The organism is Sphingomonas segetis (assembly GCF_009720245.1).
In the GTDB taxonomy this organism is placed as follows: domain Bacteria; phylum Pseudomonadota; class Alphaproteobacteria; order Sphingomonadales; family Sphingomonadaceae; genus Sphingomicrobium; species Sphingomicrobium segetis.
In genome coordinates, this window is sequence record NZ_WJSQ01000026.1 from 1 (window position 1) to 23,642 (window position 23,642).

21 protein-coding genes and 2 pseudogenes are annotated in these 23,642 nt (G+C 66.3%); 13 read left to right on the top strand and 10 right to left on the bottom strand.

Annotated features, from left to right (window positions below; translation table 11 throughout):
- A pseudogene (locus GH737_RS15135) lies at positions 1-391 on the top strand (hypothetical protein); the annotation flags it as partial.
- Complete coding sequence (gene rimM, locus GH737_RS04230; RefSeq protein WP_230558618.1) at positions 391-888, top strand: ribosome maturation factor RimM; 498 nt, start codon at positions 391-393, stop codon at positions 886-888. The pseudogene GH737_RS15135 and the gene rimM, both read left to right, overlap by 1 nt.
- Here the strand turns inward: rimM and GH737_RS04235 are convergent.
- Positions 885-1,835 (bottom strand): NAD(P)/FAD-dependent oxidoreductase, encoded by a 951-nt coding sequence (locus GH737_RS04235; RefSeq protein ID WP_155263614.1) that lies wholly within the window; start codon positions 1,833-1,835, stop codon positions 885-887. The two genes, rimM and GH737_RS04235, sit on opposite strands and share 4 nt — an antisense overlap.
- A 36-nt stretch (positions 1,836-1,871) precedes the next feature.
- Between GH737_RS04235 and trmD the strand changes: the two genes are divergently transcribed.
- The 3 genes from trmD to GH737_RS04250 all read left to right on the top strand — a co-directional run bounded on the left by trmD (position 1,872) and on the right by GH737_RS04250 (position 5,362).
- Positions 1,872-2,612 (top strand): tRNA (guanosine(37)-N1)-methyltransferase TrmD, encoded by a 741-nt coding sequence (gene trmD, locus GH737_RS04240; protein WP_155263615.1) that lies wholly within the window; start codon positions 1,872-1,874, stop codon positions 2,610-2,612.
- Positions 2,609-3,040 (top strand): 50S ribosomal protein L19, encoded by a 432-nt coding sequence (gene rplS / locus GH737_RS04245; protein WP_155263616.1) that lies wholly within the window; start codon positions 2,609-2,611, stop codon positions 3,038-3,040. The genes trmD and rplS overlap by 4 nt, the downstream gene beginning before the upstream one ends.
- 102 nt (positions 3,041-3,142) lie before the next feature.
- Positions 3,143-5,362 (top strand): S9 family peptidase, encoded by a 2,220-nt coding sequence (locus GH737_RS04250; protein WP_155263617.1) that lies wholly within the window; start codon positions 3,143-3,145, stop codon positions 5,360-5,362.
- Here GH737_RS04250 and GH737_RS04255 read toward each other — a convergent pair.
- Together GH737_RS04255 and GH737_RS04260 are read right to left on the bottom strand one after the other, a co-directional pair.
- The gene (locus GH737_RS04255) at positions 5,359-6,180 is read right to left on the bottom strand and encodes a DUF2189 domain-containing protein (protein ID WP_196232975.1); all 822 of its coding nucleotides are present in this window, start codon (positions 6,178-6,180) and stop codon (positions 5,359-5,361) included. The two genes, GH737_RS04250 and GH737_RS04255, sit on opposite strands and share 4 nt — an antisense overlap.
- Positions 6,181-6,267: 87 nt before the next feature.
- The gene (locus tag GH737_RS04260; protein WP_155263619.1) at positions 6,268-8,481 is read right to left on the bottom strand and encodes a M20/M25/M40 family metallo-hydrolase; all 2,214 of its coding nucleotides are present in this window, start codon (positions 8,479-8,481) and stop codon (positions 6,268-6,270) included.
- An 89-nt stretch (positions 8,482-8,570) separates the two neighbouring features.
- On the opposite strand from GH737_RS04260, the gene GH737_RS04265 reads away from it, so the two are divergent.
- Complete coding sequence (locus GH737_RS04265) at positions 8,571-9,599, top strand: aspartate-semialdehyde dehydrogenase (RefSeq protein ID WP_155263620.1); 1,029 nt, start codon at positions 8,571-8,573, stop codon at positions 9,597-9,599.
- A 2-nt stretch (positions 9,600-9,601) separates the two neighbouring features.
- A complete protein-coding gene (locus GH737_RS04270; protein ID WP_196232976.1) occupies positions 9,602-10,078 on the top strand; it encodes a YybH family protein in 477 nt (158 codons plus the stop codon).
- 9 nt (positions 10,079-10,087) lie between these two features.
- On the opposite strand, the gene GH737_RS04275 is transcribed toward GH737_RS04270, so the two are convergent.
- Both GH737_RS04275 and GH737_RS04280 read right to left on the bottom strand, forming a co-directional pair.
- On the bottom strand, positions 10,088-10,750 hold the full coding sequence (locus GH737_RS04275; protein WP_155263622.1) for a Fe2+-dependent dioxygenase: 663 nt from the start codon (positions 10,748-10,750) through the stop codon (positions 10,088-10,090).
- Positions 10,750-11,751: a hypothetical protein gene (locus tag GH737_RS04280; RefSeq protein WP_155263623.1), complete on the bottom strand. Its 1,002-nt coding sequence runs from the start codon at positions 11,749-11,751 to the stop codon at positions 10,750-10,752. Before GH737_RS04280 ends, GH737_RS04275 begins: the two co-directional genes overlap by 1 nt.
- A 58-nt stretch (positions 11,752-11,809) precedes the next feature.
- Here GH737_RS04280 and GH737_RS04285 point away from each other — a divergent pair, with 58 nt between their 5' ends.
- The gene (locus tag GH737_RS04285; protein ID WP_155263624.1) at positions 11,810-12,256 is read left to right on the top strand and encodes a GFA family protein; all 447 of its coding nucleotides are present in this window, start codon (positions 11,810-11,812) and stop codon (positions 12,254-12,256) included.
- 1 nt (position 12,257) lies between these two features.
- On the opposite strand, the gene GH737_RS04290 is transcribed toward GH737_RS04285, so the two are convergent.
- The 3 genes from GH737_RS04290 to GH737_RS04300 are packed head-to-tail and all read right to left on the bottom strand — an operon-like array spanning position 12,258 to position 15,694.
- Positions 12,258-13,235: a glycosyltransferase family 2 protein gene (locus GH737_RS04290; RefSeq protein WP_196232977.1), complete on the bottom strand. Its 978-nt coding sequence runs from the start codon at positions 13,233-13,235 to the stop codon at positions 12,258-12,260.
- A 52-nt stretch (positions 13,236-13,287) separates the two neighbouring features.
- Positions 13,288-14,247, bottom strand: a complete 960-nt coding sequence (locus tag GH737_RS04295) for a class I SAM-dependent methyltransferase (RefSeq protein ID WP_155263626.1) — start codon at positions 14,245-14,247, stop codon at positions 13,288-13,290.
- Position 14,248: 1 nt separating this feature from the next.
- Positions 14,249-15,694: a lipopolysaccharide biosynthesis protein gene (locus tag GH737_RS04300; protein WP_155263627.1), complete on the bottom strand. Its 1,446-nt coding sequence runs from the start codon at positions 15,692-15,694 to the stop codon at positions 14,249-14,251.
- Between the two features lie 33 nt (positions 15,695-15,727).
- On the opposite strand from GH737_RS04300, the gene dprA reads away from it, so the two are divergent.
- The 4 genes from dprA to GH737_RS04320 are packed head-to-tail and all read left to right on the top strand — an operon-like array spanning position 15,728 to position 20,507.
- The gene (gene dprA, locus GH737_RS04305) at positions 15,728-16,816 is read left to right on the top strand and encodes a DNA-processing protein DprA (protein ID WP_155263628.1); all 1,089 of its coding nucleotides are present in this window, start codon (positions 15,728-15,730) and stop codon (positions 16,814-16,816) included.
- Between the two features lie 48 nt (positions 16,817-16,864).
- A complete protein-coding gene (gene topA, locus GH737_RS04310; protein WP_155263629.1) occupies positions 16,865-19,330 on the top strand; it encodes a type I DNA topoisomerase in 2,466 nt (821 codons plus the stop codon).
- Entirely contained in the window at positions 19,327-19,764 is a 438-nt protein-coding gene (gene dut / locus GH737_RS04315) for a dUTP diphosphatase (RefSeq protein ID WP_155263630.1), read from the top strand. The genes topA and dut overlap by 4 nt, the downstream gene beginning before the upstream one ends.
- The gene (locus GH737_RS04320; RefSeq protein ID WP_155263631.1) at positions 19,761-20,507 is read left to right on the top strand and encodes a HesA/MoeB/ThiF family protein; all 747 of its coding nucleotides are present in this window, start codon (positions 19,761-19,763) and stop codon (positions 20,505-20,507) included. The genes dut and GH737_RS04320 overlap by 4 nt, the downstream gene beginning before the upstream one ends.
- Here the strand turns inward: GH737_RS04320 and coaBC are convergent.
- Positions 20,499-21,676, bottom strand: a pseudogene (gene coaBC, locus GH737_RS04325) (bifunctional phosphopantothenoylcysteine decarboxylase/phosphopantothenate--cysteine ligase CoaBC). The gene GH737_RS04320 and the pseudogene coaBC sit on opposite strands and share 9 nt — an antisense overlap.
- A gap of 74 nt (positions 21,677-21,750) precedes the next feature.
- Between coaBC and GH737_RS04330 the strand changes: the two are divergent.
- Positions 21,751-22,218 (top strand): MgtC/SapB family protein, encoded by a 468-nt coding sequence (locus GH737_RS04330; protein ID WP_155263632.1) that lies wholly within the window; start codon positions 21,751-21,753, stop codon positions 22,216-22,218.
- On the opposite strand, the gene ubiB is transcribed toward GH737_RS04330, so the two are convergent.
- Positions 22,215-23,642, bottom strand: a 1,428-nt coding sequence (ubiB, locus tag GH737_RS04335) for a 2-polyprenylphenol 6-hydroxylase (RefSeq protein WP_155263633.1), incomplete at its 5' end; no start/stop codon positions are given. The genes GH737_RS04330 and ubiB overlap by 4 nt on opposite strands.

Consider the following 23,642-nt stretch of genomic DNA (forward strand, 5'->3'; position numbering starts at 1 on the left):
AGCGCGTGCGACACGCGAAGCGGAAGCTGCCGAGGCCGCTGCCGCGCCGCAGGAGGAAGCCGAGGCGGTCGTCGCCGACGAGGTCGAGGCCGCAACCGCCGAGCCGGCGCCCGAAGCCGAAGCTGTTGCCGACGAAGTTGCCGAGCAGACTGCGCCGGTCGCTGAAGAGGTTCCGGCAGAGGAGCCTGCCGTGGAGGCTCCCGCCGAGGAAGTCGCCGCCGAACAGCCCGACGCGACGAACGAGGGCGAATCGACGGCGGAGCCCGCGGAAGGGGCCGCGGACGTGCCGCCGCCGAGCACCGAATCGCCGCAGGCCGCCGAGGCAAACGCCGAGAGCGGCGAGTCTGCTTCCGCGCCTGCCGAAGGCGCGGCCGAGGAAACCAAGGCGTAATGATGAGCGCGAGCGGCGAGCGAAGAATCGCGCTCGCTGCAATCGCCGGCGCTCATGGCGTCAAGGGCGAGGTTCGCCTGAAGCTGTTTAGCGACAGCATCGAGAGCCTTGCACGGCATGAAAGGCTGTACGTGGGAGGCGCCGAGCGGCGCCTCCTCGCCGCTCGCGCCAGCGGCAAGGCGGCTGTCGCGCGCTTCGAGGGAATCGGCGACCGATCGGCCGCGGAGGCGCTCCGCGGCACCCTTGTCGAAGTCGATCGCTCCGCGCTTCCGCCGCTCGAGGACGGCGAATATTATCACGCCGATCTGATCGGCCTTCCGGCGGTCGATCGCGGCGGCACTCCGATCGGCAGCGTCGCCGCGGTCGAGAATTTCGGCGCGGGGGATTTGCTCGAGATCGAACTGACGGACGGCAGGACGTCGCTGATCCCGTTCAAGGACGGCATCGCGGATCTCGAGGGCGGCCGTGTCGTCGTCGACCGCGAATTCCTCGCCTAAGCGTCGGCAGCTTCGCCCGCGGGCTCGCGCCACAATGGCCGCCGCTTCGCGAGGTCGTTGCGGATGGTTGTCGCCGCGACCCCGCCCTCTCCCATTGCGTGGCTGATCTGGTCCAATCCGTGGACCACGTCGCCTGCGGCATAGAGACCCGGAACGCTGGTGCGCAGATGATCGTCGCAGGATATGCAGCGATCCGACGCGAGCGTTGCGCCGACCATTTCGGCAAGCTGGGTGTGGGTGTCCGAGCCGAGCGCCGGATAGATGCTGTCGAAGGTGTAGTGGCCCTCGGCCGTGTCGACCGTAATACCGTTGCTGGAGATCGCGACGGCCTCTGCGGGGCCGTCTACGCACTCGATCCCGGCGTCCTTAAGTTTCTTGTTGTCTTCGGGCTTGAGCCGCAGCGACTTGTCGGGCGCGATCAGCGTCACGTCGGCCGTGAAGCTGCGGATGAACAGCGCCTCGGCGACGCCGTGGCTGTCGCTGCCGATCACGCCGACCCGCTTGTCGGTGACTTCGTATCCGTCGCAAATCGGGCAGTAGCGGATCAGCCCGCGAGCGAGCGCGTCGTCATGAAGCTCCTCGTCCATGGCGGGGGCGCGATTGGCGATGCCGGTCGCGATGAGGATCGTCCGGGCATTCGCTTCGCCCGATCCCCAGGTCGCAGTGAACAGGCCGGTTTCGTGGTCGAGCTCGAGCCTGGTGACGAATTCCGATTTGATCTTCGCGCCATATTTGCATGCCTGGTCGCGCATGAGCCGGAGCAGCTCCGTGCCCTCGACCCCGTCCGGAAAGCCCGAGACGTTGCGCGTGCACGGGATCCACGATGCGCGGCTCTTGCCGCCATCGACCACCATGATGTCGAGGTGGAAGCGGGCGAGGTAGATGGCGGCGGTCAGGCCCGCGGGGCCCCCGCCGATGATCAGGCAATCGAGGATCGGCTTGTCCATGCGCAGCCCAATGGATTGTGATAGCGGCGGTTCCCCATGACCTTCCGCGCCTCAGTCTTGACGCTCTACCCGGACATGTTCCCCGGGCCACTCGACCTGAGCCTCGCAGGTCGGGCGCTGGACGACGGCATTTGGTCGCTGGACGCGACCAACATCCGCGAGTTCGCCACCGACAAGCACAGAAGCGTGGATGACACGCCTGCTGGCGGTGGTGCGGGGATGGTGCTTCGCCCCGACGTAGTGGCCGCTGCGCTAGACAGCGTCGCCGACGGGCGGCCGATGCTTGCGCTGACACCCCGAGGCGCACCTCTCACGCAGGCTCGTGTGCGCGAGCTTGCGGCGGGCGACGGGCTCATCCTGCTGTGCGGCCGGTTCGAGGGCTTTGACGAGCGCATCTTCGAGGCGCGTCCGCTGGAAGCCGTCTCCGTCGGCGACTATGTCCTCTCGGGCGGCGAAATCGGCGCGATGGCGATCCTCGATGCTTGCGTAAGGCTGCTCCCCGGGGTAATGGGCGCGGCCTCCAGCGGAGAGGAAGAGAGCTTCGACACGGGGCTTCTCGAATATCCGCACTATACCCGACCCGTTGAATGGGAAGGACGCACGATCCCCGAAGTGCTGCGATCGGGGGATCATGCGAAGATCGCTGCGTGGAGACACGAACGCGCGGTGGAAGATACACGGCTACGGCGGCCGGACCTGATCGAGCGCCACGGGGGCGCATCGCAGGCACCGCCCTATGGCGCGCGGCGACGAGATACGAAGGCTGACGACCAATGAACCTGATCGAGACTCTCGAGCGCGAAGCGATCGATGCGCTGACCGCCGACCGACAAATCCCCGAATTCCGCCCCGGCGACACGCTACGCGTCGGCGTCAAGGTCATCGAGGGCGACCGCACTCGCGTGCAGGCATTCGAAGGCGTGTGCATCGCCCGCTCGAACAAGGGCGTCGGCTCGAGCTTCACCGTCCGCAAGATCAGTTTCGGCGAGGGCGTCGAGCGCGTCTTCCCGCTCTATTCGCCGATCATCGACAGGATCGAGGTCGTGCGCCGCGGCGCAGTGCGTCGCGCCAAGCTCTATTACCTGCGCGGCCGCACCGGCAAGGCCGCCCGCATCGCCGAGCGCCGCGACGTCCGTCGCGATGTCACTGGCGGGCAGGGCGCCGAGACCGAAGCTTCGCGAGCAGAGAACGCGCCGAAGGCATAAGCTCCGACCTGTACCCCGGCGAAGGCCGGGGCCCAGGGCGGCGCTCCGCGCCGCTTCTTTGTCTAGGGCTGGACCCCGGCCTTCGCCGGGGTACAAGGCCGCATGCGTTTCCTTGTTGCCGCGGCTGTTGCGCCGCTTCTGCTCGCCCTCGCGCCACCGCCTGGCGTTCCCCAGAAGAAGCTGACGATCGAGCGGATCTTCGCCAGTCCGCCGATCTCGGGCCAGACCCCGCGCCTGCTCAAGCTCTCGCCCGATGGGCGCTACGCGGCACTGCTGCAGCCGCGCAAGGAGGACCGCGAGCGCTTCGACCTGTGGGCGATGGACACGTCGACCGGGAAGCTGCGGATGCTTGTCGATTCGACGAAGATCGGCGGAGGCGAGATTTCCGAAGCGGAGAAGATGCGGCGCGAGCGCGCCCGCGTCGGCGGCAGCAAGGGAATCGTCGAATATGAATGGGCCCCCGACGGCACGTCGATCCTCGCTCCGGTCGACGGCGACCTTTACCTCGCCGACGTCGCGACCGGCGCTGTCCGCCGCCTGACGAGCACCCTCGCGACGGAGATCGATGCCCACGTTTCCGAAGGCGGCCGCTTCGTCAGCTTCGTGCGCGACCAGAACCTCTACGCAATCGACCTTGCGAGCGGCGCGGAGCGAGCGCTGACTACGGAAGGGAAGGGCACCGTCACTTGCGGCACCGCCGAGTTCGTCGCGCAGGAGGAGATGGACCGCCGCACCGGCACGTGGTGGGCGCCGAACGACAGCCGGGTCGCGGTCGAATGCTATGACGAAGCGAAGGTGCAGGTCGTCACGCGTGCGGCAATCGGCGCCAGTGGGACGAAGACCTTCGAGCAGCGCTATCCTGCGGCGGGAACTCCCAACGTTGCGGTGACGCTGTGGCTCATGAACCCCGACGGAACCGGGCGCGCCAAGGTCGATCTCGGCTCCGACCCGGACATCTATCTCGCGCGGGTCGATTGGTCGAAGGACGGGCGCACGCTCTATGTCCAGCGCGAGAGCCGCAACCAGAAACGGCTCGACCTGCTCGCCGTCGATCCCTCGACCGGTGCGAGCCGGCCGGTGCTCACCGAAACCGCCAAGACCTGGATCAATCTCAACGACGACTTCCACCCGCTCAGGGACGGCAGCTTTATCTGGGGTTCCGAACGCAGCGGATTCCATCACCTGTACCGCTGGGTGGACGGGAAGCTGACTGCCATCACGACCGGCGACTGGAGTATGACTGGCCTGGTCGGCGTGGACGAGCGAGATCACCGGCTGTTCTTCACCGGCAACAAGGACGGCGTGCTCGAAAGCCACGTCTATTCCGTCGACTATCTCAAACCCGCCGAGCCCCGGCGCCTGACGGAGGCCGGCTATTGGAATACCGCCGACATGGACAAGGCGGGCACGCGCCTGCTCGTCACGCGCTCCTCGACCGATCAGCCGCCGCAGACCTATCTCGCGGACGCTTCAGGCAAGCGCATCGCCTGGGTCGAGGAGAACAGGCTCGACGCGTCGCATCCCTACGCGCCGTACATGGCCGCCCACCGCGCGGTGAAGTTCGGTACGCTGGAGGCCGCGGACGGAAGTACGCTCCACTGGGAAATGATCACGCCGCTGCTCGAGGCCGGGAAGAAATACCCGGTCTTCTTCGAACATTACGGCGGCCCCGGATCGCAGCAGGTCAAGCGCGCCTGGATGAACCCGATGGCGCAATACTGGATCGGCAAGGGCTGGATTTATTTCCAGGTCGACAATCGTGGCTCGCCCAACCGCGGCCGCGCGTTCGAGGATCAGATCTATCATGCGATGGGCGGCGTCGAGGTTGAGGACCAGGCGACCGCCGCGCGCTGGCTGCAGAAGCAGCCGTTTGTCGACGCAAACCGCATCGCCACCGCGGGCTGGTCCTACGGCGGCTACATGAGCCTCAAGATGCTCGAGAAGGCGCCCAAGGGGCTCTATGCCGCCGCCATCGTCGGTGCGCCGGTGACCAGGTGGGCGCTGTACGACACCCACTATACCGAACGGTTCCTCGGAAACCCCGCTGTCGATCCGAAGCCGTATCAGTCATCGGACGCGCTCGAGGGTGCGCTGAAGATCGACGAGCCGTTCCTGCTGATCCACGGCATGTCGGACGACAATGTCGTGTTTCGGAACTCGACCATGCTGGCGGACGAACTGCAGGCGGCGAACCGGCCATTCGAGATGATGTTCTACGTCGGCCAGACCCACCGCCCCGCGGGCGAGGGCCGCCAGGCGCACGTCCAGAACACGATCGAGCGCTTTCTCGACGAGAAGGTCGTGAGCACGAACGGCGACTAGTCGCAGCGTCCCCCCGCAACCGCCTCGCGGTCGATCAAGCGCGTGTAGAGGTGCCAGGTCGAATAGCCGAGCCACGGCAGCACCAGGGCGAGGCCGACGAACAGCGGGATCGATCCGAGCACGAGCAGGGCCGAGACCACGATTCCCCAACGGACCATCTCACTTTTGTTGCGGTGCGACGCGCGCCACGAAGCGGACACTGCTTGGGCCGCGGTGACGTCGCAATCGACCAGCATTGGCAGCGAGGCGACGCTCAGCGCCAGCACGAACCAGCCGAAGATGGCGCCGACGACGAGTCCGCCGACGATCAACGCCCATCCGCGCGGCGTGGTGAACACCATCGACAGGAATCCGCCGATCGAGGTTGGCGTCGTCCAGCCGAAGATCAAGGCATAGAGCGCGCCGGCCGCAAGCAGCCAACCGAGGAATATGAGCAGCAGGAGCCCCGCGACGATGCCCATGTCGTCGAGCGAAGGCCGCTTGCGCACGTCGAGGAAGTTGAACCAGTGCACTTCGTCGCCATGCTCGCGCCGGCGGGCCAGTTCGTAGAAGCCCACGGCAGCGACCGGGCCGAGCAATGCGACGCCCGCGACTACCGGCAGGAAGAAGGGCATCAGCGGCCGGCTGGTTGTCATCACCACCGCGGCCAGCCCGATCAGCGTGTAGATCAGCCCGGCGAAAATCAGGTCCCCGCGCAGATCGCGGAAATCCTCCCATCCTTGCCTGAGCGAGAAGCGCAGGTCATCATCAGTGATCGTACGGACCGGAATGGCGCCGGTCGGCGCGGAAGGGGACGCGGGTATCGAATTGGCCGCCATGACAACTCCTTTTGACCAGGGTGCCGTCCGGCGCTCAAAGGCGCGCCGGGCGCCTGCAACGGCCATAGCATAGTGCGGCCGAGTTGGTCAGAGCTTGATCCGCGCGAAGGCGATCGTTGCGTCCGGAGCATATTGCGGGCGGGCGAACCGCGGCTTCGCCCGGAGTAACGGCTCGGCTGACGCAGGCAGGCCCGGCCGCGAGCCGATGACGAGGAAGCCGATTGGCTTGGCTTGCCGGGTCGTCAGCTCAAGCGTCGCGCCGTCGCAACTGCGCCCCGAGCAGCCGATGTAATATTTGCCGCCTTCGGTCCGGCGGATCGGGCGGACGAATCCCTGCACACCGGCATCGGATATGTTCGCGTCCTCGGGTGCGACCAGGTCGATGTCCTCATTGCCGTTCGCCGACAGGCGCAGCGTCAGCCGCCGCTCGTTGCCATTGCGCAGCTCGGAGATCAGCTGGACCGCCGGCGCTTTTGAATTCGGGTCTGCCGGCGCGGTTTCGATCCATCGAACGGAGTCGCCGATCGGGAGCTTGCCGCGCTTCCAGCCGCTTCCCAAGGCCCGCGGGAGCGGTGCGCGATCGTTGACGATGGACCACCACGACTTGCCGCTGCCCGAGTCCGTCACGTGCTGGATCACGAACCGTTGCTGGCGGTCGGCCGAATAAGCAGGTGCCGCGGCTGCGACCGCCCATCCGGCGAGGACGAGAACTCCGGCAAGCGCGGCCGCCGCGCCGAGCTTCACACGATCGATCAGCGGCTTGGCTTCGATCAGGGCGGGAAGGAGCAGGAGCGAGGCGAGCGGCGCGAACAGCCACATGGGGCCGCCGTTCAGCAGTTCCCGCAGGAGCCCGAGCATCGCGCCCCAGGTGAGATAGAGGAAGAAAATCGCGGCAGCGGAGCCGATGGCTTCGGCCGGCCTCCACGAGCGCGATAGCGCAAGGCCGATCAGGATCAGCAGCGGCGGCAGGATGAAGAAAATGATTCCGCCTGGCGCAAACATCCCGATCAGACCGCCGACGCACAGGAAGACTAGCCAGAAGAGGGTGCGGAGCTGGCGAACGCTGGCTTTCCGTCCGACGCTTGCGAGCAGCACCGTGGCGACGAGCAGCGCGCCTGCGTAGGTTGCCTGATGGGTCCAGACAGGGTGCGCGCGCCAGAACATGCCTTCCCGAACGAATCCCATCAGCGTCAGCGCGAGCCACGACAACGCGCCAGAGCCAACGAGCGAGCCGATGACGACGAGAGTGCCGCGAAGCGCCCCTCCCCGGGCGAAAACCAGCGCGGCGAACGCCAGCAGGAGCCCGGCCAGCAAAAGCAAGCCGAGAGTCAGCGGCAGCGTCACCAACGCGCGGCCGGAGAGGTCCATGAAAATGCGGTTGGCGGCCGGTTGCCTGGGCGTGCCGTCGGCGAGCGCTTTGGCAAGCGCGAGGGTCTGGTCGCCCATGTGTTGAAGCGTCGCCGGGCTCAGCGCCGCGACATCGTCCCCCGATGAGTGGTAACGCGTCTCGTTCCCGATCGGCGCGAGGTTGAGCGTCAGCCAGCCGCGCTCGGAGAAACTGTTCACATCCGTGTAGTTGGGCATCAACCGATAAACGTCGGTCGACAGCGAGTTGGCGCCCGGATGCTTCACGGCAGCCGCGAACAAGCCGATCGCGGCCGCATTCGGGCGGCTGGTCTCGAACATGTTGACCGGTCCGCGCACGCCGCGCGCTTCGAGGTTGACCAAGCTGTCGACATTGCGGCTCAGCGGATCGGAGAGGAACGCGCGGGCGCCGATCAGGCCCAGCTCCTCGCCTTCGTTGAACAGCAGGACGATGGGACGCTTGAGCGGCCGTTCCTTCAGGGTCGAGCCGACCTCGAGCAGCGTGGCGACGCCGATCCCGTCGTCCCCCGCGCCGGGACCGACAGGAACGCTGTCGTAATGGGCGTTGAGCAGCAGTGCCTTGCCGGTGCGCGGGCCGAGAATGGCGATGACGTTGCGGACGCGGGCGCAGGAGACGCCGCGTTCCTTGTACAGCTCGTTGCAGGCGAACTGGTCCCGAACGACGGGTTTGAGGCCCATCCCCGCGAGGCTTGCGAGCAGCCTCGAGCGGACTGCGTCGTCCGCGGCAGTGTCGGCGGGGTGCGGCCGCTGGTCGCCCAGGATGAACGCCAGTCGTGCCTTGGCGAGCCGGGCATCGAACTGGCCGGCTGCGTTCTCGGCGCGAAGCGGTGGCGGCTCAGTCAACAGCGGCGCAGCGGCCATCGCGCCGAGCAGCGCCAGCATGACGATCGCAAGCAGTACCGTCGCTCTGCGCATGCTCCCCCCTTGTGCCCGCTGGCCCGCGAGCCATATCGCCTTGCGCCGCCGCTTGCGATAGGTGCGGCGCGCAGGCTGGAGAAGTTCTCATGGGTTATCGGGTCGCGGTCGTCGGGGCGACGGGCAATGTCGGGCGCGAGATGCTCAACGTCCTCGCCGAGCGGCAATTCCCCCTCGACGAGGTGGCGGCGCTGGCATCGTCACGGTCGACGGGCGACGTGATCGACTTCGGCGACAGCGGCGAGGAGCTGAAGGTCAAAAACCTCGAACATTTCGATTTCACAGGCTGGGACATCGCCTTGTTCGCCGCCGGCTCCGAGGTGTCGAAGCTCTATGCTCCCAAGGCCGCCGAGGCGGGCTGCACGGTGATAGACAACAGCTCGCTCTATCGGATGGACCCCGACGTGCCGCTGATCGTGCCCGAGGTGAATTCGGAGGCGATCGCCGGCTATCGCAAGAAGAACATCATCGCCAACCCCAACTGCTCGACAGCCCAGCTGGTCGTCGCGCTCAAGCCGCTTCACGATGCGGCGAAGATCAGGCGTGTCGTCGTCGCGACCTACCAATCGGTGTCGGGCGCCGGGAAGCAGGGCATGGACGAGCTGTTCAACCAGTCGCGCAACATCTTCGTCGGCGACGCGAACGAACCGCAATATTTCACCAAGCAGATCGCCTTCAACGTCATTCCGCACATCGATGCCTTCCTCGACGACGGCTCGACCAAGGAAGAATGGAAGATGGTGGTCGAGACCAAGAAAATCCTCGATCCCTCGATCAAGCTCACCGCCACCTGCGTGCGCGTGCCGGTGTTCGTCGGCCATTCCGAGGCAGTAAACATCGAGTTCGAAAACGAGATTTCGGCGGTGGAGGCGCGGAAGATACTGCGCGAGGCGCCGGGCGTGATGGTCGTCGATAAGCGCGAGGACGGCGGCTATGTGACCCCGGTCGAGGCGGTCGGCGATTATGCGACCTATGTCAGCCGCATCCGCGAGGACCCGACGGTCGAGAATGGCCTCAGCCTTTGGGTGGTCAGTGACAACCTCCGCAAGGGCGCCGCGCTCAACGCGGTGCAGATCGCCGAGCTGCTCGGCCGCAAGCATTTGCAGAAGGCGGCTTGAGCGTGCGCCGCGCCGCCGCTGCGCTGATCCTGCTGACCGCTCTGGCCGCCTGCAAGGAACGGGAGGCGGAACATGCGCCCGTCACGCAGGCGCAAGCGACGGCGATCGCGGAACGCGCCGAGGCAAGCTTCACCACCGGCGATGTTGACGCTGTCATGCGGCAATATGCGAACGGTGCCGTCATGATCGACGCGTCAAACGCGGCGCCGAGCACCGACCGGAAGGTCCAGACGGGCTGGGCAAGGTCGTTCGTCAGCATGAAGCCGGCCGAGTATCACGTGCCCGACCGGCACATTCAGATCGTCGGGCCAGATGCCTTCGTAAGCTCCGGCACGGAGGTCTTCACCGTGCGCGCCGGCGCTGCGACCCCGACCGTCAGCGCGCGCTTCACCGACGTGTTCCAGCGCCAGAAGGACGGCAGCTGGAAGATCGTCCACGAGCATGTGTCGATGCCGCCGACGCCCGGCGGACAGCCCTAGCCTGCCCCCTCAGGGCATGTCGCCCCAGTAACGCAACAGCTTCTGCTGGACGAGCTGCATCCGGGCGTAATTCTCCGGATCCATCTTCAGGCCTTCGAGCGCGGCCACCTCATTCAGCTCGAACAGCAGGGTGCGGCGGAACGGATCTGGAATTCGGCTCTGGATGAAGGTGATCGCGACGAGGCGCTCGCCGCGGGTGACCGGCATCACCTGGTGGAACGTGTCCGACGGGTAGATGATCGCCTCGCCCGGCTTCAGCTTGAAGCTGAGCTCGCCATCGCCGAGGCTGACGTGCAGATCGCCGCCGTCATAATCGGCGGGATCGTTGAGGAAAATGGTGCAGGAAAGGTCGCTCCGGATGGTCGCGCCGGGAAGCTGGATGAAGGCGGCATCGGCATGCGCGCCATATTTCATCCCGGGTTTGTACCGGGTCATCATCGGCGGAGCCATGGCGATGGGGAAGGCGAACTCCATGAACTCGGGCGAGCGCAGCATCGCTTTTCGGAGCAGGTCGGAGCTCTTCTGGTAGGCGGCGGGCTCGTGCAGCTGCTCGTTCTGCTTGGCCTTGTTGTGAGGGTTCGAGATGCGTCCGTCGACGAACGGAGCAGACGCGGCGATCCGCCGGCATTCGGCTACTTCCGCGTCGGTCAAAATCTGCAGAACCCGGTACATCAACCCTCCCGCGCCCGCGCCAGAGCCCGCGCGAGCAGCGGCGACTTTTCGGCCGCGCGTTCCAGCATGGCAAGCGCCTCCTTGATCGCGGGCGCAAACCGCTCCGAGGCCTCGCCGATCAGCTCTCGCCTCAGACTCGGGCTGTACTCATGTTCCATGGCCTTGGAGTAGCGGCTCATGAGCGGGCCTGCCGCGATCTGCGGAACGCGCGCCGTTTCGCAGCCGAAGAAGCCGGCGACGCGCCCGAGGGCTCCCTCCATGTCCCCGAGCATCGCATCGAAATCTGCCCAGAGGATGTCGCGATCCGCCGACCGCTCCGCGACCTGCTCCAGCGCGGTCATCTCGCAAGCCCATGCTGCCGCCGCAAGCGATGCGTCATCCTGCGCCGGAACATATATTCCGCGGGCGTTTAGCCGCTGCGCGCGGCTTCCGGCGAGCAGGCGCGCTTCTTTAATGCTGTTCGCTCCCGCTAGGATGCTCGCGATGTAGATTTGCGGCGCCGCGTACATGAACAGCGCCCGCCCGCCGGGGGGCACGAGCGTGTCGGCGATTTCAGCGGCGAAGCTCGTCGCTTTCACGCACGCGACCTCCGACTTTGCGAACGTCCGCGACATGAGCTTCGCCACCGGAGCCGAGTATCGGTCGCGGATGTCCGCCGGCGTGAGTGCGAGGTCGCGCAGCAGCCGCGGCTCACGCACAGCCAGGACGCCTTCGATCTCACCCAGCAGTCGCGACACCAAAGTCGAGCCGACATGGCCGATGTGGAAGATCCAGCGGGCATCCGAGCGCAGGTCGCCGGCCATCGCTTCCTCGATCAGCGTCCAGGGGACTATCTGCGCATCGACCGACGCCTGGAGCAGGCGATCGTCGAGGAAGCTCGCGGCGCGATAGCTGTCGCGGTCCATGGCGACGAGGCGGGCGGCGCCTTCCGCCGGGTCGAGCGCCTGCGCCAGCCAGGTCGCGTCGCTCGCGATCTCGTCGGCACTGGGAGCGCTGGACATGCCGCCCCTTAGCCGCGCAAAGGGCAGCCCTCCAAGGGCAAGTGAAAGGAGATCGCCGATGTCCGAGCCAATGACCGGCGGCTGCGCCTGCGGGCGCGTTCGCTACACCGCGGCGGTCGAGGACGACGACGCCTACCTCTGCCACTGCCGCATGTGCCAATGCTCGACGGGGTCCGTCTCGATCGCGTTCAAGAGCGTCAAGCGGGCGGACGTGCAATGGAACGGCGAGCCAGACTGGTACGACAGTTCGCCCATCGCGAAGCGATCCTACTGCCGTGAATGCGGCACGTCGCTCGGCTTTCAGTTCAAGGAAGGCAGCGACAACATGGACCTGACGGTGGCGAGCTTCGACGATCCATCGCGATTTGTGCCGAAGCACCATTTCGGCGCCGAGAGCATGCACCGCGCCTGGCTCAACACCGAGGGCCTGCCCGAGAAGCGCACCGAGGACTACCAGCCGCTGGTGGAGAAGTGGGTCGAGGCGACGGGGAAATTTCCCGGCTAACTCACCACCGGCTCGAAAGCAGCTGTCGCACCGGCTGCCACGCTCGCCGGCGCGCGAAAGCGCCGGCGGAAACCACGAAGGGTGCGCGGGTGAGCAGGGTAGCGACAATCTGGGCGGGCCGTTTCAGGCGCGGAACGTCGTCCGGCAGGTTCCGGCGCTTGTCCGCGGGCGAAATCCGCGATGACATGTAGAAGCCGAGGATTAGCGGCTCAAAAGCCTTCCTCAACTCCCGCTCCAATGTCGGGCTGAGCTGTCGTTGCAGAAAATCCTGGTAGCTCCGCAGCGCCTCGTGGTGCTGGAGATACTTGCTGCTGCTTTCCGCCAGCTCCTCGGTCCACGAGCCGCGCGAGGAAACCCGGTACGCGACCGACGGACAAGCGTCGTACCATACCTTGCCATACATGCCGAGAAGTACCTGGAGCGAATAGTCGATGCCGACGTGGCGGTAGATGTCGTCCGGGAGCGCTTCCAAAGCGGTGCGGCGCATCAGGAGCGAGGCCGTCGGTACGCGTCCCCCGATTTCGCCGATCAGTTCGGGAAGGCTGAGCTCGCGACTGACGTTCGAGATGCACAGGACGCCGGGCAGCGTGTTTCCATCATCATCGATCTTCGTCCCGGCGCTGATGCACAGGCTGACGTCCGGCCTGGCGCTCATGATTGCCAGTTGCCGGCTGAGCTTGTGCGGATCGGTCCAGATGTCGTCGCCTTCGCAGATTGCGACGAAGTTCCCTCTCGCCCTGCGGAACAGATCTTCCTCATTGGCGATGAAGCCGAGGTTGTTCGGACGGCGGATCAGCAGGATTCGGGCGTCGCGGCTGGCATAGTCCTGGATGATCTCGATGCTCCGATCGGTGCTGAAATCGTCGCCGACGAGAATCTCCAAGTCCTCGAGATCCTGCGCCAGGATGCCGTCGAGGCACTGCCCAATAAGGGCCTCCTGATTATAGCAGGTTACGCAAACGGTCACTGCGGGCGCCATCGTGCTCACCTGCTCACGCCCATGCATGGCGCGGCGCAGGCGCAGTCGCCGGTCAGGAGGCGCGGGCCAAACACTGCAAGCAGCAATCTTGGCTCCTGGCCGACTTTATCCAATTGGCAGCGTACAAGGCAGGGTACATCGAAACGGTCATCGCGAATTTCACCGCGCTCGCTAGCAGATGCGCGGAAATTCCATCCCGCAACGCCGTCCGAAACGTGGGAATGACGCCCGTCTGTCCGATCTCGTAGCGAAGATTTGGCGCGACATAGGTGAACGAGAGCGGGTTGAAGCCACAGTCGGTGAGAAGACGAGCGAGCGATGCGGTGCTGAATTGATGCAAATGATGAGGTGGTGTCGCATGCGACCACGGGATTCGGAACAAGCGGTAGAGCATCCAGGTCGAGCGGGCGAAAAACGCGTCGCTGTTCGGCGTGGTGAGATACAACACGCCGCCTGGTTTGAGCAGGCGCTGCGCGCTGGCGAGCATCTCTTTCGGCTCTCTCACATGTTCGATGACCTCTGCGATGTGCACCGCATCGAACTGCCGTTTCCGCGGGTCGAGCGAATCAATCGTTCCAGTGATCACCTCGTGCCCGCCGCGCCGCGCCAGCTCCGCGGACTCGGCGTTCATCTCGACCCCGAGTGCGGCCCACCCACGAACTCGCGCAGCTTCAAGAAAGCGCCCCGTGCTGCAGCCCACATCCAGAATCGACCCGGGCCCACGAGCATTCTCGATTGCACGCAATGCATCGACGAAGCGCTTCGGCACACCCCCGATCATCTTCTCTTTTGGGGCCTGGCTATCCGGACAATGATAACCTTGCGCGAAGGTGTACAGGGCGCGCAGCGCCTCGTCCGTCGGCGCCGGGTGTACGAAGAGATGATTGCACTCGCCGCAAAGGTAGAGGTCGTAACCGTCCTTTGTCAGCCGGAATTCAACGGATACGGGTGACTGGTGAATCGGGCATGTCGCGACCACGGGCCTGACGGCGTAGCTTTCGAGTTGACCCACTTCAAGCGCGTCGCGCGGAACGGACGTCCGATCCTCGCAGTCGCTGTCGTTCCAGCAGCGCAACGAGCAACGTCACGAGTGCTGCCGCGGCGCAGGCGGCTGCTGCGGTCGCAATCGTGATTGCCACTGCCGTCAGCCGATCGCCAGTACCGACATCAACCAGCGAGACCATAGCCCACGCCGCGAGCGCGCTCGCAACCGCGGGCGGCGCGATGATGATTCCCAGCCACCGCATCGCCTCACCCGGGAGGAACCGGCGCAAAACCAACGGGCAATAAGCGACCAGCATCCCGACATTTACCGCAAGCCACAGCCAGGCTGCGCCGATGGCGCCGAAACGGCCCGCGACCACGATTTCGGCAGGGATCAATAGCGCTGCGAACCAGCTATATGCACGTACGTTCAGCCTCAGATCGCCATGCGCGTACTGGATGCTGTAAACCAGCGCCGAAAAACCCGCGATGGCCGAGCCCAGCGCGTAGGGCGCGAGATAGGCCGAAGCGGGCCTGGCTGCCCCGGCAGAGCCGGTCCAACCGAGCATCGCCAGATAGGGAACAGCTGCAAGCGCGAACGCAGGCGCGATGAGGAATATGATCAGGAGCCGCGTCGCGCTGCGGACCAGTCGCGATAGTTCGTCTTGGTCGCCTTTCGCGGCGGCTGCCGTCATGCGCGGCTGGAAAGCGAAAAGAATCGGCGTCGGAATGGCGAGCGTCGCGTTCGCCACAATCATGACTAGCGTGAACCGGCCGTAGTCCGCGAGTGGCAGGATGCGCGACAGGATAAGCTTGTCGGTCTGGGTGATCGCGGTCCAGGCGACGGCCAGGTAGGCGATCCTGCCCCACAGATGCGCGCGTCGGCCTAGCTCGGCGAAGGAGAAATGGGTCCATCTGAAGCGCGTCGAGAATGCGACCGACAGCGCAAGGCGGACAGCGACCAGCTCGACGACCGAGACGATCAGCCACGCCGCTACCACGATCCGCACATCGGGAATGGCCCAGATGAACGGTAGCGGCAGGATGAGCCTTGCAACCGAGCCGACGATGGAGACAGTGCTTACGAGCACCTGCCGTTCGAGTCCCATCAGCCCGCCCTTGTAGAGGGTGCCGGTCAGCCTGACGGCCGCCAGGGCAATGATCAGCACGACGCAGTCGCCGATCGCGCGCGGGTCGAGCGTTGCACCTTCAAACCATTCCTGCGCCCACCAACCGCGCAACAGCCAGCCAAGCAGTGGGAGCACCAGGATGATTCCGAGAAACAACCAGTCGAGAGAGCGGAGAAAAGAGTGCACGCTCGCCTCGCCTACATCCCGGATCTTCAGCCGCGTCATCTCGCGCCCCAACGTGCCGCTCATTCCGATTTCGAGGAGGTTGACCCAGGTCTGCACGACGATGGCAAAGCCGAGCAGGCCGTACTGCTCCACGCCCAGCTGGCTGAGGTACAGCGGCACGGCGATGATATTGACGAGGAATGAGACACCCTGATTAGGGAAGAGGACCTCACCGACCGGCTGAGGCTGCTGCGCACGCCGGGCATTGGTCCGGTGACCTATCGTCAGCTGATCGTCCGCTTCGGAACGCCGGCAGCGGCACTCGCGGCGGTGCCCGACCTTGCCCGTCGCGGCGGCGGTCGGGCGCCGGCGCTGTGCACTCGCGACGCGGCCGAGCGTGAGATCGCACAGGTCGAAAAGCTCGGCGGCAAGTTTCTGGTGCTGGGGCAGGGGCTCTATCCGCGGCTGTTGTCAGAACTGGAGGATGCGCCGCCGCTGCTCATCGCGAAAGGCGATTTGAGCCTCCTCGACCGCGAGTCAGTGTCGATCGTCGGCGCGCGCAATGCATCGGCCGCGGCGTGCCGGTTTGCACGTGGGCTGGCGCACGATCTGGGACAGCACGAGCTTGCCGTGGTCTCGGGCCTGGCGCGCGGGATCGACAGCGCAGCGCACGACGGGGCCGTGGAAATGGGCACTATCGCGGTGATCGCGGGCGGCATCGACATCTTCTACCCGCCGGAGAACAAGGATCGGCAGCAGGCGCTGTACGAGCGCGGCCTCGTCCTCGCGGAAATGCCGCCCGGCACCGAGCCGCGGGCGCGGCATTTCCCCTATCGCAACCGGATCATCGCCGGCCTCAGCGCCGGGACGGTCGTGGTCGAGGCGGCGCCGCGCTCGGGCTCGCTGATCACCGCGCGGCTGGCCGCGGAGGCGGGGCGTGAAGTGATGGCAGTGCCCGGCTCGCCGCTCGACCCCCGCGCGCAGGGCTGCAACCAGCTGATCCGCGACGGCGCGACGCTCGTCCAGAACGCCGCCGATGTCGTCGAGGCAATTCGTCCTTTTCAATCGCAGGTGCGCTCGGCACCATCTTCGTACGACCACGCCTCGGACGAGGCGTTCGACGGCGAGGACGTGCTTCGCGCGGTCGAAGATCTGCTGGGGCCGTCGCCGGCGCCGGTTGACGAGATCATCCGGCTGTCGGGAGCCCCGGCGGGGGCCGTGCTGATGGCACTGCTGGAGCTTGATCTCGGCGGCCGGCTCGACCGCCATGCGGGCAACAAGGTGAGCCTCGGGACCGCTTGACGGCTCGATTCACCCGACCCCACTTACGCGTATGCGTGAGGAAAATAAGTGAAGCTGGTCGTCGTCGAATCGCCCGCCAAGGCGAAAACCATCGAAAAATATCTGGGAAGCGGGCATCGCGTGCTCGCCTCGTTCGGCCATGTTCGCGACCTCCCGCCGAAGGACGGTTCGGTCGATCCCGAGCAGGATTTCGAGATGCTGTGGCAGGTTTCGCCCGACCGCTCGAAGCAGCTCAAGGCGATTACGGACGAAGCCAGGAAGGCCGACACGCTGATCCTGGCGACCGACCCCGACCGCGAGGGCGAGGCGATCAGCTGGCATGTCCAGGAGGTGCTCCGCCAGAAGAAGGCACTTCCGGCGATCGTCCAGCGGGTAACCTTCAACGCAATCACCAATTCGGCCGTGACGGAGGCGATGAAAAAGCCTCGCGGCCTGGATGAGGATCTGATCGACGCTTATCGGGCGCGCCGCGCGCTCGACTATCTGGTCGGCTTCACGCTGTCGCCGATCCTGTGGCGCAAACTCCCCGGCGCGAAGTCGGCGGGGCGCGTCCAGTCCGTTGCGTTGCGGCTGATCGTCGACCGGGAGCGCGAGATCGAGGTCTTCCGCCCGCAGGAATATTGGGCAGTCAGCGCCGCTTTCGAGAAGGACGGGCAGAGCTTTACCGCGCGGCTGGTCCAGTTCGACGGAAAGAAGATCGACCGGCTGACGATCGGCAGCCGCGGCGAGGCGGACGCGGCGAAGGCCGCAGTCGAAGCGGGCCGGTTCACGGTCTCGTCGATCGAGACAAAGCCGTTCGCCAGGAACCCGCCGCCGCCATTCACCACTTCGACGCTCCAGCAGGAGGCCGCGCGCAAGCTCGGCTTTTCGGCAAGCCACACGATGCGGGTGGCGCAGTCGCTCTACGAGGACGGCCTCATCACCTACATGCGGACCGACGGGATCGACATGGCACCCGAGGCGGTCAGCGCCGCGCGGAGGGCGATCGCCAATCGCTACGACGGCGGATTCGTGCCCGACAAGCCGCGCCACTACACCAGCAAGGTCAAGAACGCGCAGGAGGCGCACGAGGCGATCCGGCCCACCGATTTCGATCGCCCGCGGGCTGCATCGGGAGACCATGCGCGGCTGTACGAGCTGGTCTACAACCGTGCGCTCGCCAGCCAGATGGTATCGGCGCGGCTGGAGCGGACAACGGTCGAGCTGACGGACGGAGCGGGCAGAGTGGTGCTTCGCGCCTCCGGCCAGGTTGTGCTCTTCCCCGGCTATCTCGCGCTCTACGAGGAGGGCCGGGACGAGAAAGCCGACGACGACGAGAGCGCCCGCATGCCGGCGCTGCGGGACGGCGACGCGCCGCTCAGGACCGGCGTCGAGGCGACGCAGCATTTCACCCAGCCGCCGCCGCGCTATTCCGAGGCGAGCCTGGTCAAGCGGCTCGAGGAGCTCGGCATCGGCCGGCCGTCGACCTATGCATCGATCCTGCAAACGCTGAAGGACCGCGAATATGTGCGCGTCGACAAGGGCCGGTTCGTGCCCGAAGAGAGCGGTCGGCTCGTGACCGCGTTCCTCGAGCGCTTCTTCGAGCGCTACGTCAGCTACGATTATACGGCCGAGCTCGAGGAGGAGCTGGACGACGTGTCGGGCGGGCGGCTCGACTGGCAGAAACTGCTCGACGATTTCTGGCGCGACTTCAAACCGAAGGCCGGCGAGGTCATGGACCAGAAGCCGAGCGAGATCACGCAGGCGATCGACGAGTTTCTCGAGCCGTGGCTCTACCCGCCGCGCGAGGACGGGACCGACCCGCGGCTGTGCCCGCAGTGCGGCAAAGGGCGTCTCTCGCTGCGCGGCGGCAAGTTCGGCGCGTTCGTCGCCTGCTCGAACTATCCCGAATGCCGTTACACCCAGAAATTCGGCCAGGGCGGCGACCAGGCACAAAGCGACGGCCCGCAGGAGCTTGGCGACGGCATCCTGCTCAAGACCGGCCGCTTCGGGCCTTATGTCGAGCGCGGCGATAAGCGCGCATCGATTCCCAAGGACGTGCCGCTCGACGATCTGACCGGTGAGGTTGCCGAGAAGCTGCTTTCGCTTCCGCGTGAGATCGGCGCACATCCCGAAACCGGTAAGCCGATCACCGCATCAATCGGCCGCTACGGCCCTTATCTCGCACACGACGGCAAATATGCGAAGCTCGGCTCGACGGCCGAAGTGTTCGAGACCGGCATGAACGCTGCCGTCGCGAAGCTCGCCGATGCGGCGTCGGGCGCAGGAAAGCGCGGCACGTCGCGCGAACCGATCACCGTGCTCGGCAAGCATCCGAACGGCAAGGACGTCAAAGTCATGGAGGGCCGCTACGGTCCGTATGTCAGCGACGGGACGACACACGCGACGTTGCCGAAGGGCTCGGACCCGAAAACCGTCACCCTCGACGAAGGCATCCGGCTGATCGACGAGCGCGCCGCGAAAGGCCCGGCGAAGAAGAGCCGCCGAAAACCCGCGCGGAAGAAGGCGAAATGATAGAGATCGAGCTCAAGCGCCTGCCGCACGGGGAGGGGCTGCCGGCGCCCGCTTACGCGACGTCCGGCTCGGCCGGACTGGACGTGGTCGCGGCCGAGGACCTGACGCTTACCCCCGGACAGCGGCACGCGGTGGCAACCGGCTTCGCGATTGCCATTCCGCCGGGCTTCGAGGTCCAGGTCAGGCCTCGCTCGGGGCTCGCGCTCAAGCACGGCATCACCTGCCTCAACACCCCCGGCACGATCGACGAGGATTATCGCGGCGAAGTGAAGGTGATCCTCGCCAATCTGGGCAGCGAGCCGTTCGAGGTGCGGCGCGGCGAGCGGATTGCCCAGCTCGTGCCAGCGCCGGTGCTCAAAACGGAGTTTCGCGAAGTGGAAGAGCTGGGCGAAACCAGCCGCGGGGCAGGGGGCTTCGGCTCCACCGGGAAGTGAGCCTCTCCGACGAAGAGCTCGAGCGTTACGCGCGGCACATCGTCCTGCCGCAGGTCGGCGGCGTCGGGCAGCGCAAGCTCAACGCCGCCAGCATCGCCGTCATCGGCGCGGGCGGCATCGGCTCCGCCGTCATTCCGGCACTTGCGGGCGCCGGCGTGGCCAGGCTGACGATCATCGATTCCGATGTAGTCGAACTCGCCAACCTTCACCGACAGCCTCTGTTTGCCGAGGCCGATACTGGCGAAAGCAAGGCTGCCCTCGCGGCGGCGTTCGTCAAGCGGCTCAACCGTTTCGTCGAGGTGGACGCGAAGCGCGAGCGGGTCGGGACGGACAATGCGAAGATGCTGCTCTCCGGCCACGATCTGGTGATCGACGGCAGCGACAATTTCGCAACCCGGCTAGCGGTCAGCGACGCCTGCGTGGCGCTCGCGATTCCGCTGCTTTCCGCGGCCGCGGTGCAGTTCCAGGGACAGGTCGGCCTGTTCCGCGCGCAGCCCTGCTATCGCTGCTTCGTCGGCGATGCGTTCGACGCCGACGATTGCGACAATTGCTCGGAGCTCGGCGTGCTCGGCGCGCTTCCTGCGACCGTCGGCAGCTTCGCGGCGCTGCTCGCGATCAATATGATCGCCGGCGTCGGGCGAGAGCAGGCTGGTCAGCTGCACCTGTTCGACGGAGAGGCACTGAGCTGGCGCGTGATCCGTATCCCGGCGGACCCGGGCTGCCGCGCCTGCGGCTCAGGCTAAGGCTCCGGCAATTCGCAGCACGAGCTGTCGCGCGACTTCTTCCTTGGTTCCTTCGGGCCAGTTCTCGACGCCTTCTGCGGTGATGAGGTGCACGCGGTTGCGGTGACCGCCCATCACATCGCCCGAGACATCATTCGCAACGATCCAGTCGGCGCCCTTGGCCCGCCTTTTCGCGACCGCCTGTTCGACGACCCGCTCCGTCTCCGCCGCGAATCCGACCAGCAGGGGCGGGCGGTGGCGGCTCGAGCCGAGCTCAAGGAGGATATCGCGGGTCGGCACGAACTCGAGCCTGGGCGGGCCTTCGCCTTTCTTGAGCTTGGTTGCTGACGGTTCAACCCGCCAGTCCGCTACCGCGGCGACGAGGACGGCCACATCGACGGGCAGGGCGGCGAAGACCGCTTGCGCCATCTGTTCGGCGGTCGCGACATCGAGGCGGTCGACACCGGACGGTGTTTCGAGGCTGACGGGACCGGAAACGAGCGTCACTTTCGCGCCCGCCTCGGCAGCCGCCGCCGCAATCGCGAAACCCTGCCGCCCCGACGAGCGGTTGGCGATCACCCGCACCGGATCGATCGGCTCGTGGGTCGGGCCTGCCGTGACGAGGATGTGCTTGCCGGCGAGCGTCACTTGCCGCCGAAGAAGCCGTTCTGCTCGAGCCAGCCGACGATGTCCTGCGGCTCCGGCAGGCGGCCGGGGCCATGCTCGCCGCACGCCATCTCGCCTTCGGCGGGCTCGATAACCTTGACGCCGTCCGCGACCAGCTGCTGCACGTTGCGCCGGGTCGCGGCGTGGAGCCACATGCGGACGTTCATCGCTGGCGCCACCACCACCGGCTTGTCGGTCGCGAGCAGGAGCGTCGTCGCGAGGTCGTCGGCGATGCCCGCGGCCATTTTCGCGAGCAGGTCCGCGGTCGCGGGGCACACCAGCACGAAATCGGCAGCGCGGCTCAGCTGGATGTGCCCGATCTCGACCTCGTCCTTGAGCTCCCACAGTGAGCTGTGGACCTGGCTTTCGGCAAGCGTTCCGAGGCTCATCGCCGTGACGAAATGCTCGCCGCCTTTGGTGAGGACGGGCGTGACCTCGTGTCCCGCTTTCTTCAGCAGCCGGACGAGCTCGAGCGACTTGTAAGCCGCGATTCCGCCGCCGACGATGAGGAGAACGCGCGCCATGCGCCCGCTCTGCCGCGCCCGAAGGCGCGAGTCGAGAGTTACGGTCGATTGCGAAGCGAGTTGGGGGAAGACGGATGTGGCAAGAGGTACTGGGCGCGAACCGGTTCGACATTCTGCCGAACCTGATCGCGCTGGCGATCGCTTATGCGCTCGCTTTCCCTATCGGCTGGAACCGCGAGCGGCAGGACCGGAGCGCCGGGCTGCGCACGTTCCCGCTCGTGGCGGTCGCCGCATGCGGGTTCATCCAGGCGGCCGAACCGCTGATCGCGGCCGAGCCGGGCGCGATGGCGAGGATCGTCGAAGGCGTGATCACGGGCATGGGTTTCATCGGCGGCGGCGCCATTTTGCAGACCAAGAATTCGGTGAAGGGCACCGCGACCGCGGCGAGCCTGTGGGTGACGGGCGCGATCGGGGTTGCCGTCGGGCTCGGAAGCTACGGGATCGCCGTCGTCCTCTCGGCGATCACTTTCGTCACCTTGTGGGCGCTGACGGATGTCAAGCAGCGGATTGTTTCTGACGAGGTGCCGCCGAGCTCGGCCTAGACGAACAAAAGCGTGACCGCCGCCGCGCCGGCGATCAGCCCGACCATGCCGGCAAGCGCATATCCCCACCACGCGCCGCGTTGGATGACGGCGATCTCCGGCAGCGGTGGCGGCGGTGGGGCCGCGCCTTTCGGTGGATAATATTCATCGAGACGGTTGATGAGCTCGGGGACCTTCTTGGCCGCGCGCACCAGCTCGACGATCCGGTCGGCGTAATAAGCTTCGGGACCAAGTTCCGAACGCATCCATTCCTTGAGGAAGGGCTCGGCCGCTTCCCACATGTTGATGTCGGGGTCGAGCGCGGTGGCGACGCCCTCGTTCATCACCATCGATTTCTGCAGCAGCAGCAGATGCGGCTGTGTCGGCATGTCGAAGTCGCGGGTGATCGAAAACAGGCTTTCGAGCATCCGGCCGACCGAAATTTCCTTGACGGGGAGACCGCGGATCGGCTCGCCCGCGGCGCGCAGCGCGGTCGCGAATTCCTCCACGTTGTGGTGCGCGGGCACGTATTGCGCCTCGAAATGGATTTCCGCGACGCGCCGGTAATTGCCGGTGATCAGGCCGTAGAGGATCTCGGCGAGCCACACCCGCGCGCGGCGGTCGATCCGCCCCATGATCCCGAAGTCGATCGCGGCGATGCGGCCGTCGGGGAGCGCGAACAAATTGCCGTGATGGAGATCGGCGTGGAAGAAGCCGTCGACCACCGCCTGCCGAAGGAAGGCGCGGACGAGAGTCGACGCGAGCGCCTTGCAGTCCTGGCCTGCCTCGATCAACGCCTGGCGATCGTTGAGCTTGATCCCGTCGAGCCATTCGAGCGTGAGCACGCGCCGCGCCGTCCGGCGCCAGTCGATCTCCGGGACATAATAGCCCGGCTCGGCGACCATATTCTCCTTGAGCTCGGACGCCGAGGCCGCCTCGCGCTGGAGGTCGAGCTCGCGCGCGGTCCACTGGCGGAACTGCGCCACCACGCGGCGGGGACGCAGGCGCTCGATCTCGCCACCATAGCTTTCGACCTGCGCGGCCGCCCACTCGTAAGTGTCGATGGCGCGAGCGAACTCCTCCTCGATGCCGGGCCGGAGCACCTTGACCGCCACGTCGCGCCCCTCGGTCGTGACGGCGCGATGGACCTGCGCGATCGACGCCGCGCCGACGGGGGTTTCATCGAACTCGGCGAAGAGGCTTTCGAGCGGCGCGTTGAAGGAGCGTTCGATGGTCCGCCGGATTAGCGGGAAGGGAGCCGGCGGCAAATCGTCCTGAAGCTGGGAGAGGTTCTCCGCGGCTTCCTGGCCGACCAGGTCCGGCCGCGTCGAGAGTGCCTGGCCGAGCTTGATCGCCGCGGGACCGATCGCGACGAGCGCATCGGCATATTGCGGCGTCGGCGGGATGCGCGCGCCGAGGCGGGCGATGCGCGTGAGCCGCCGCAC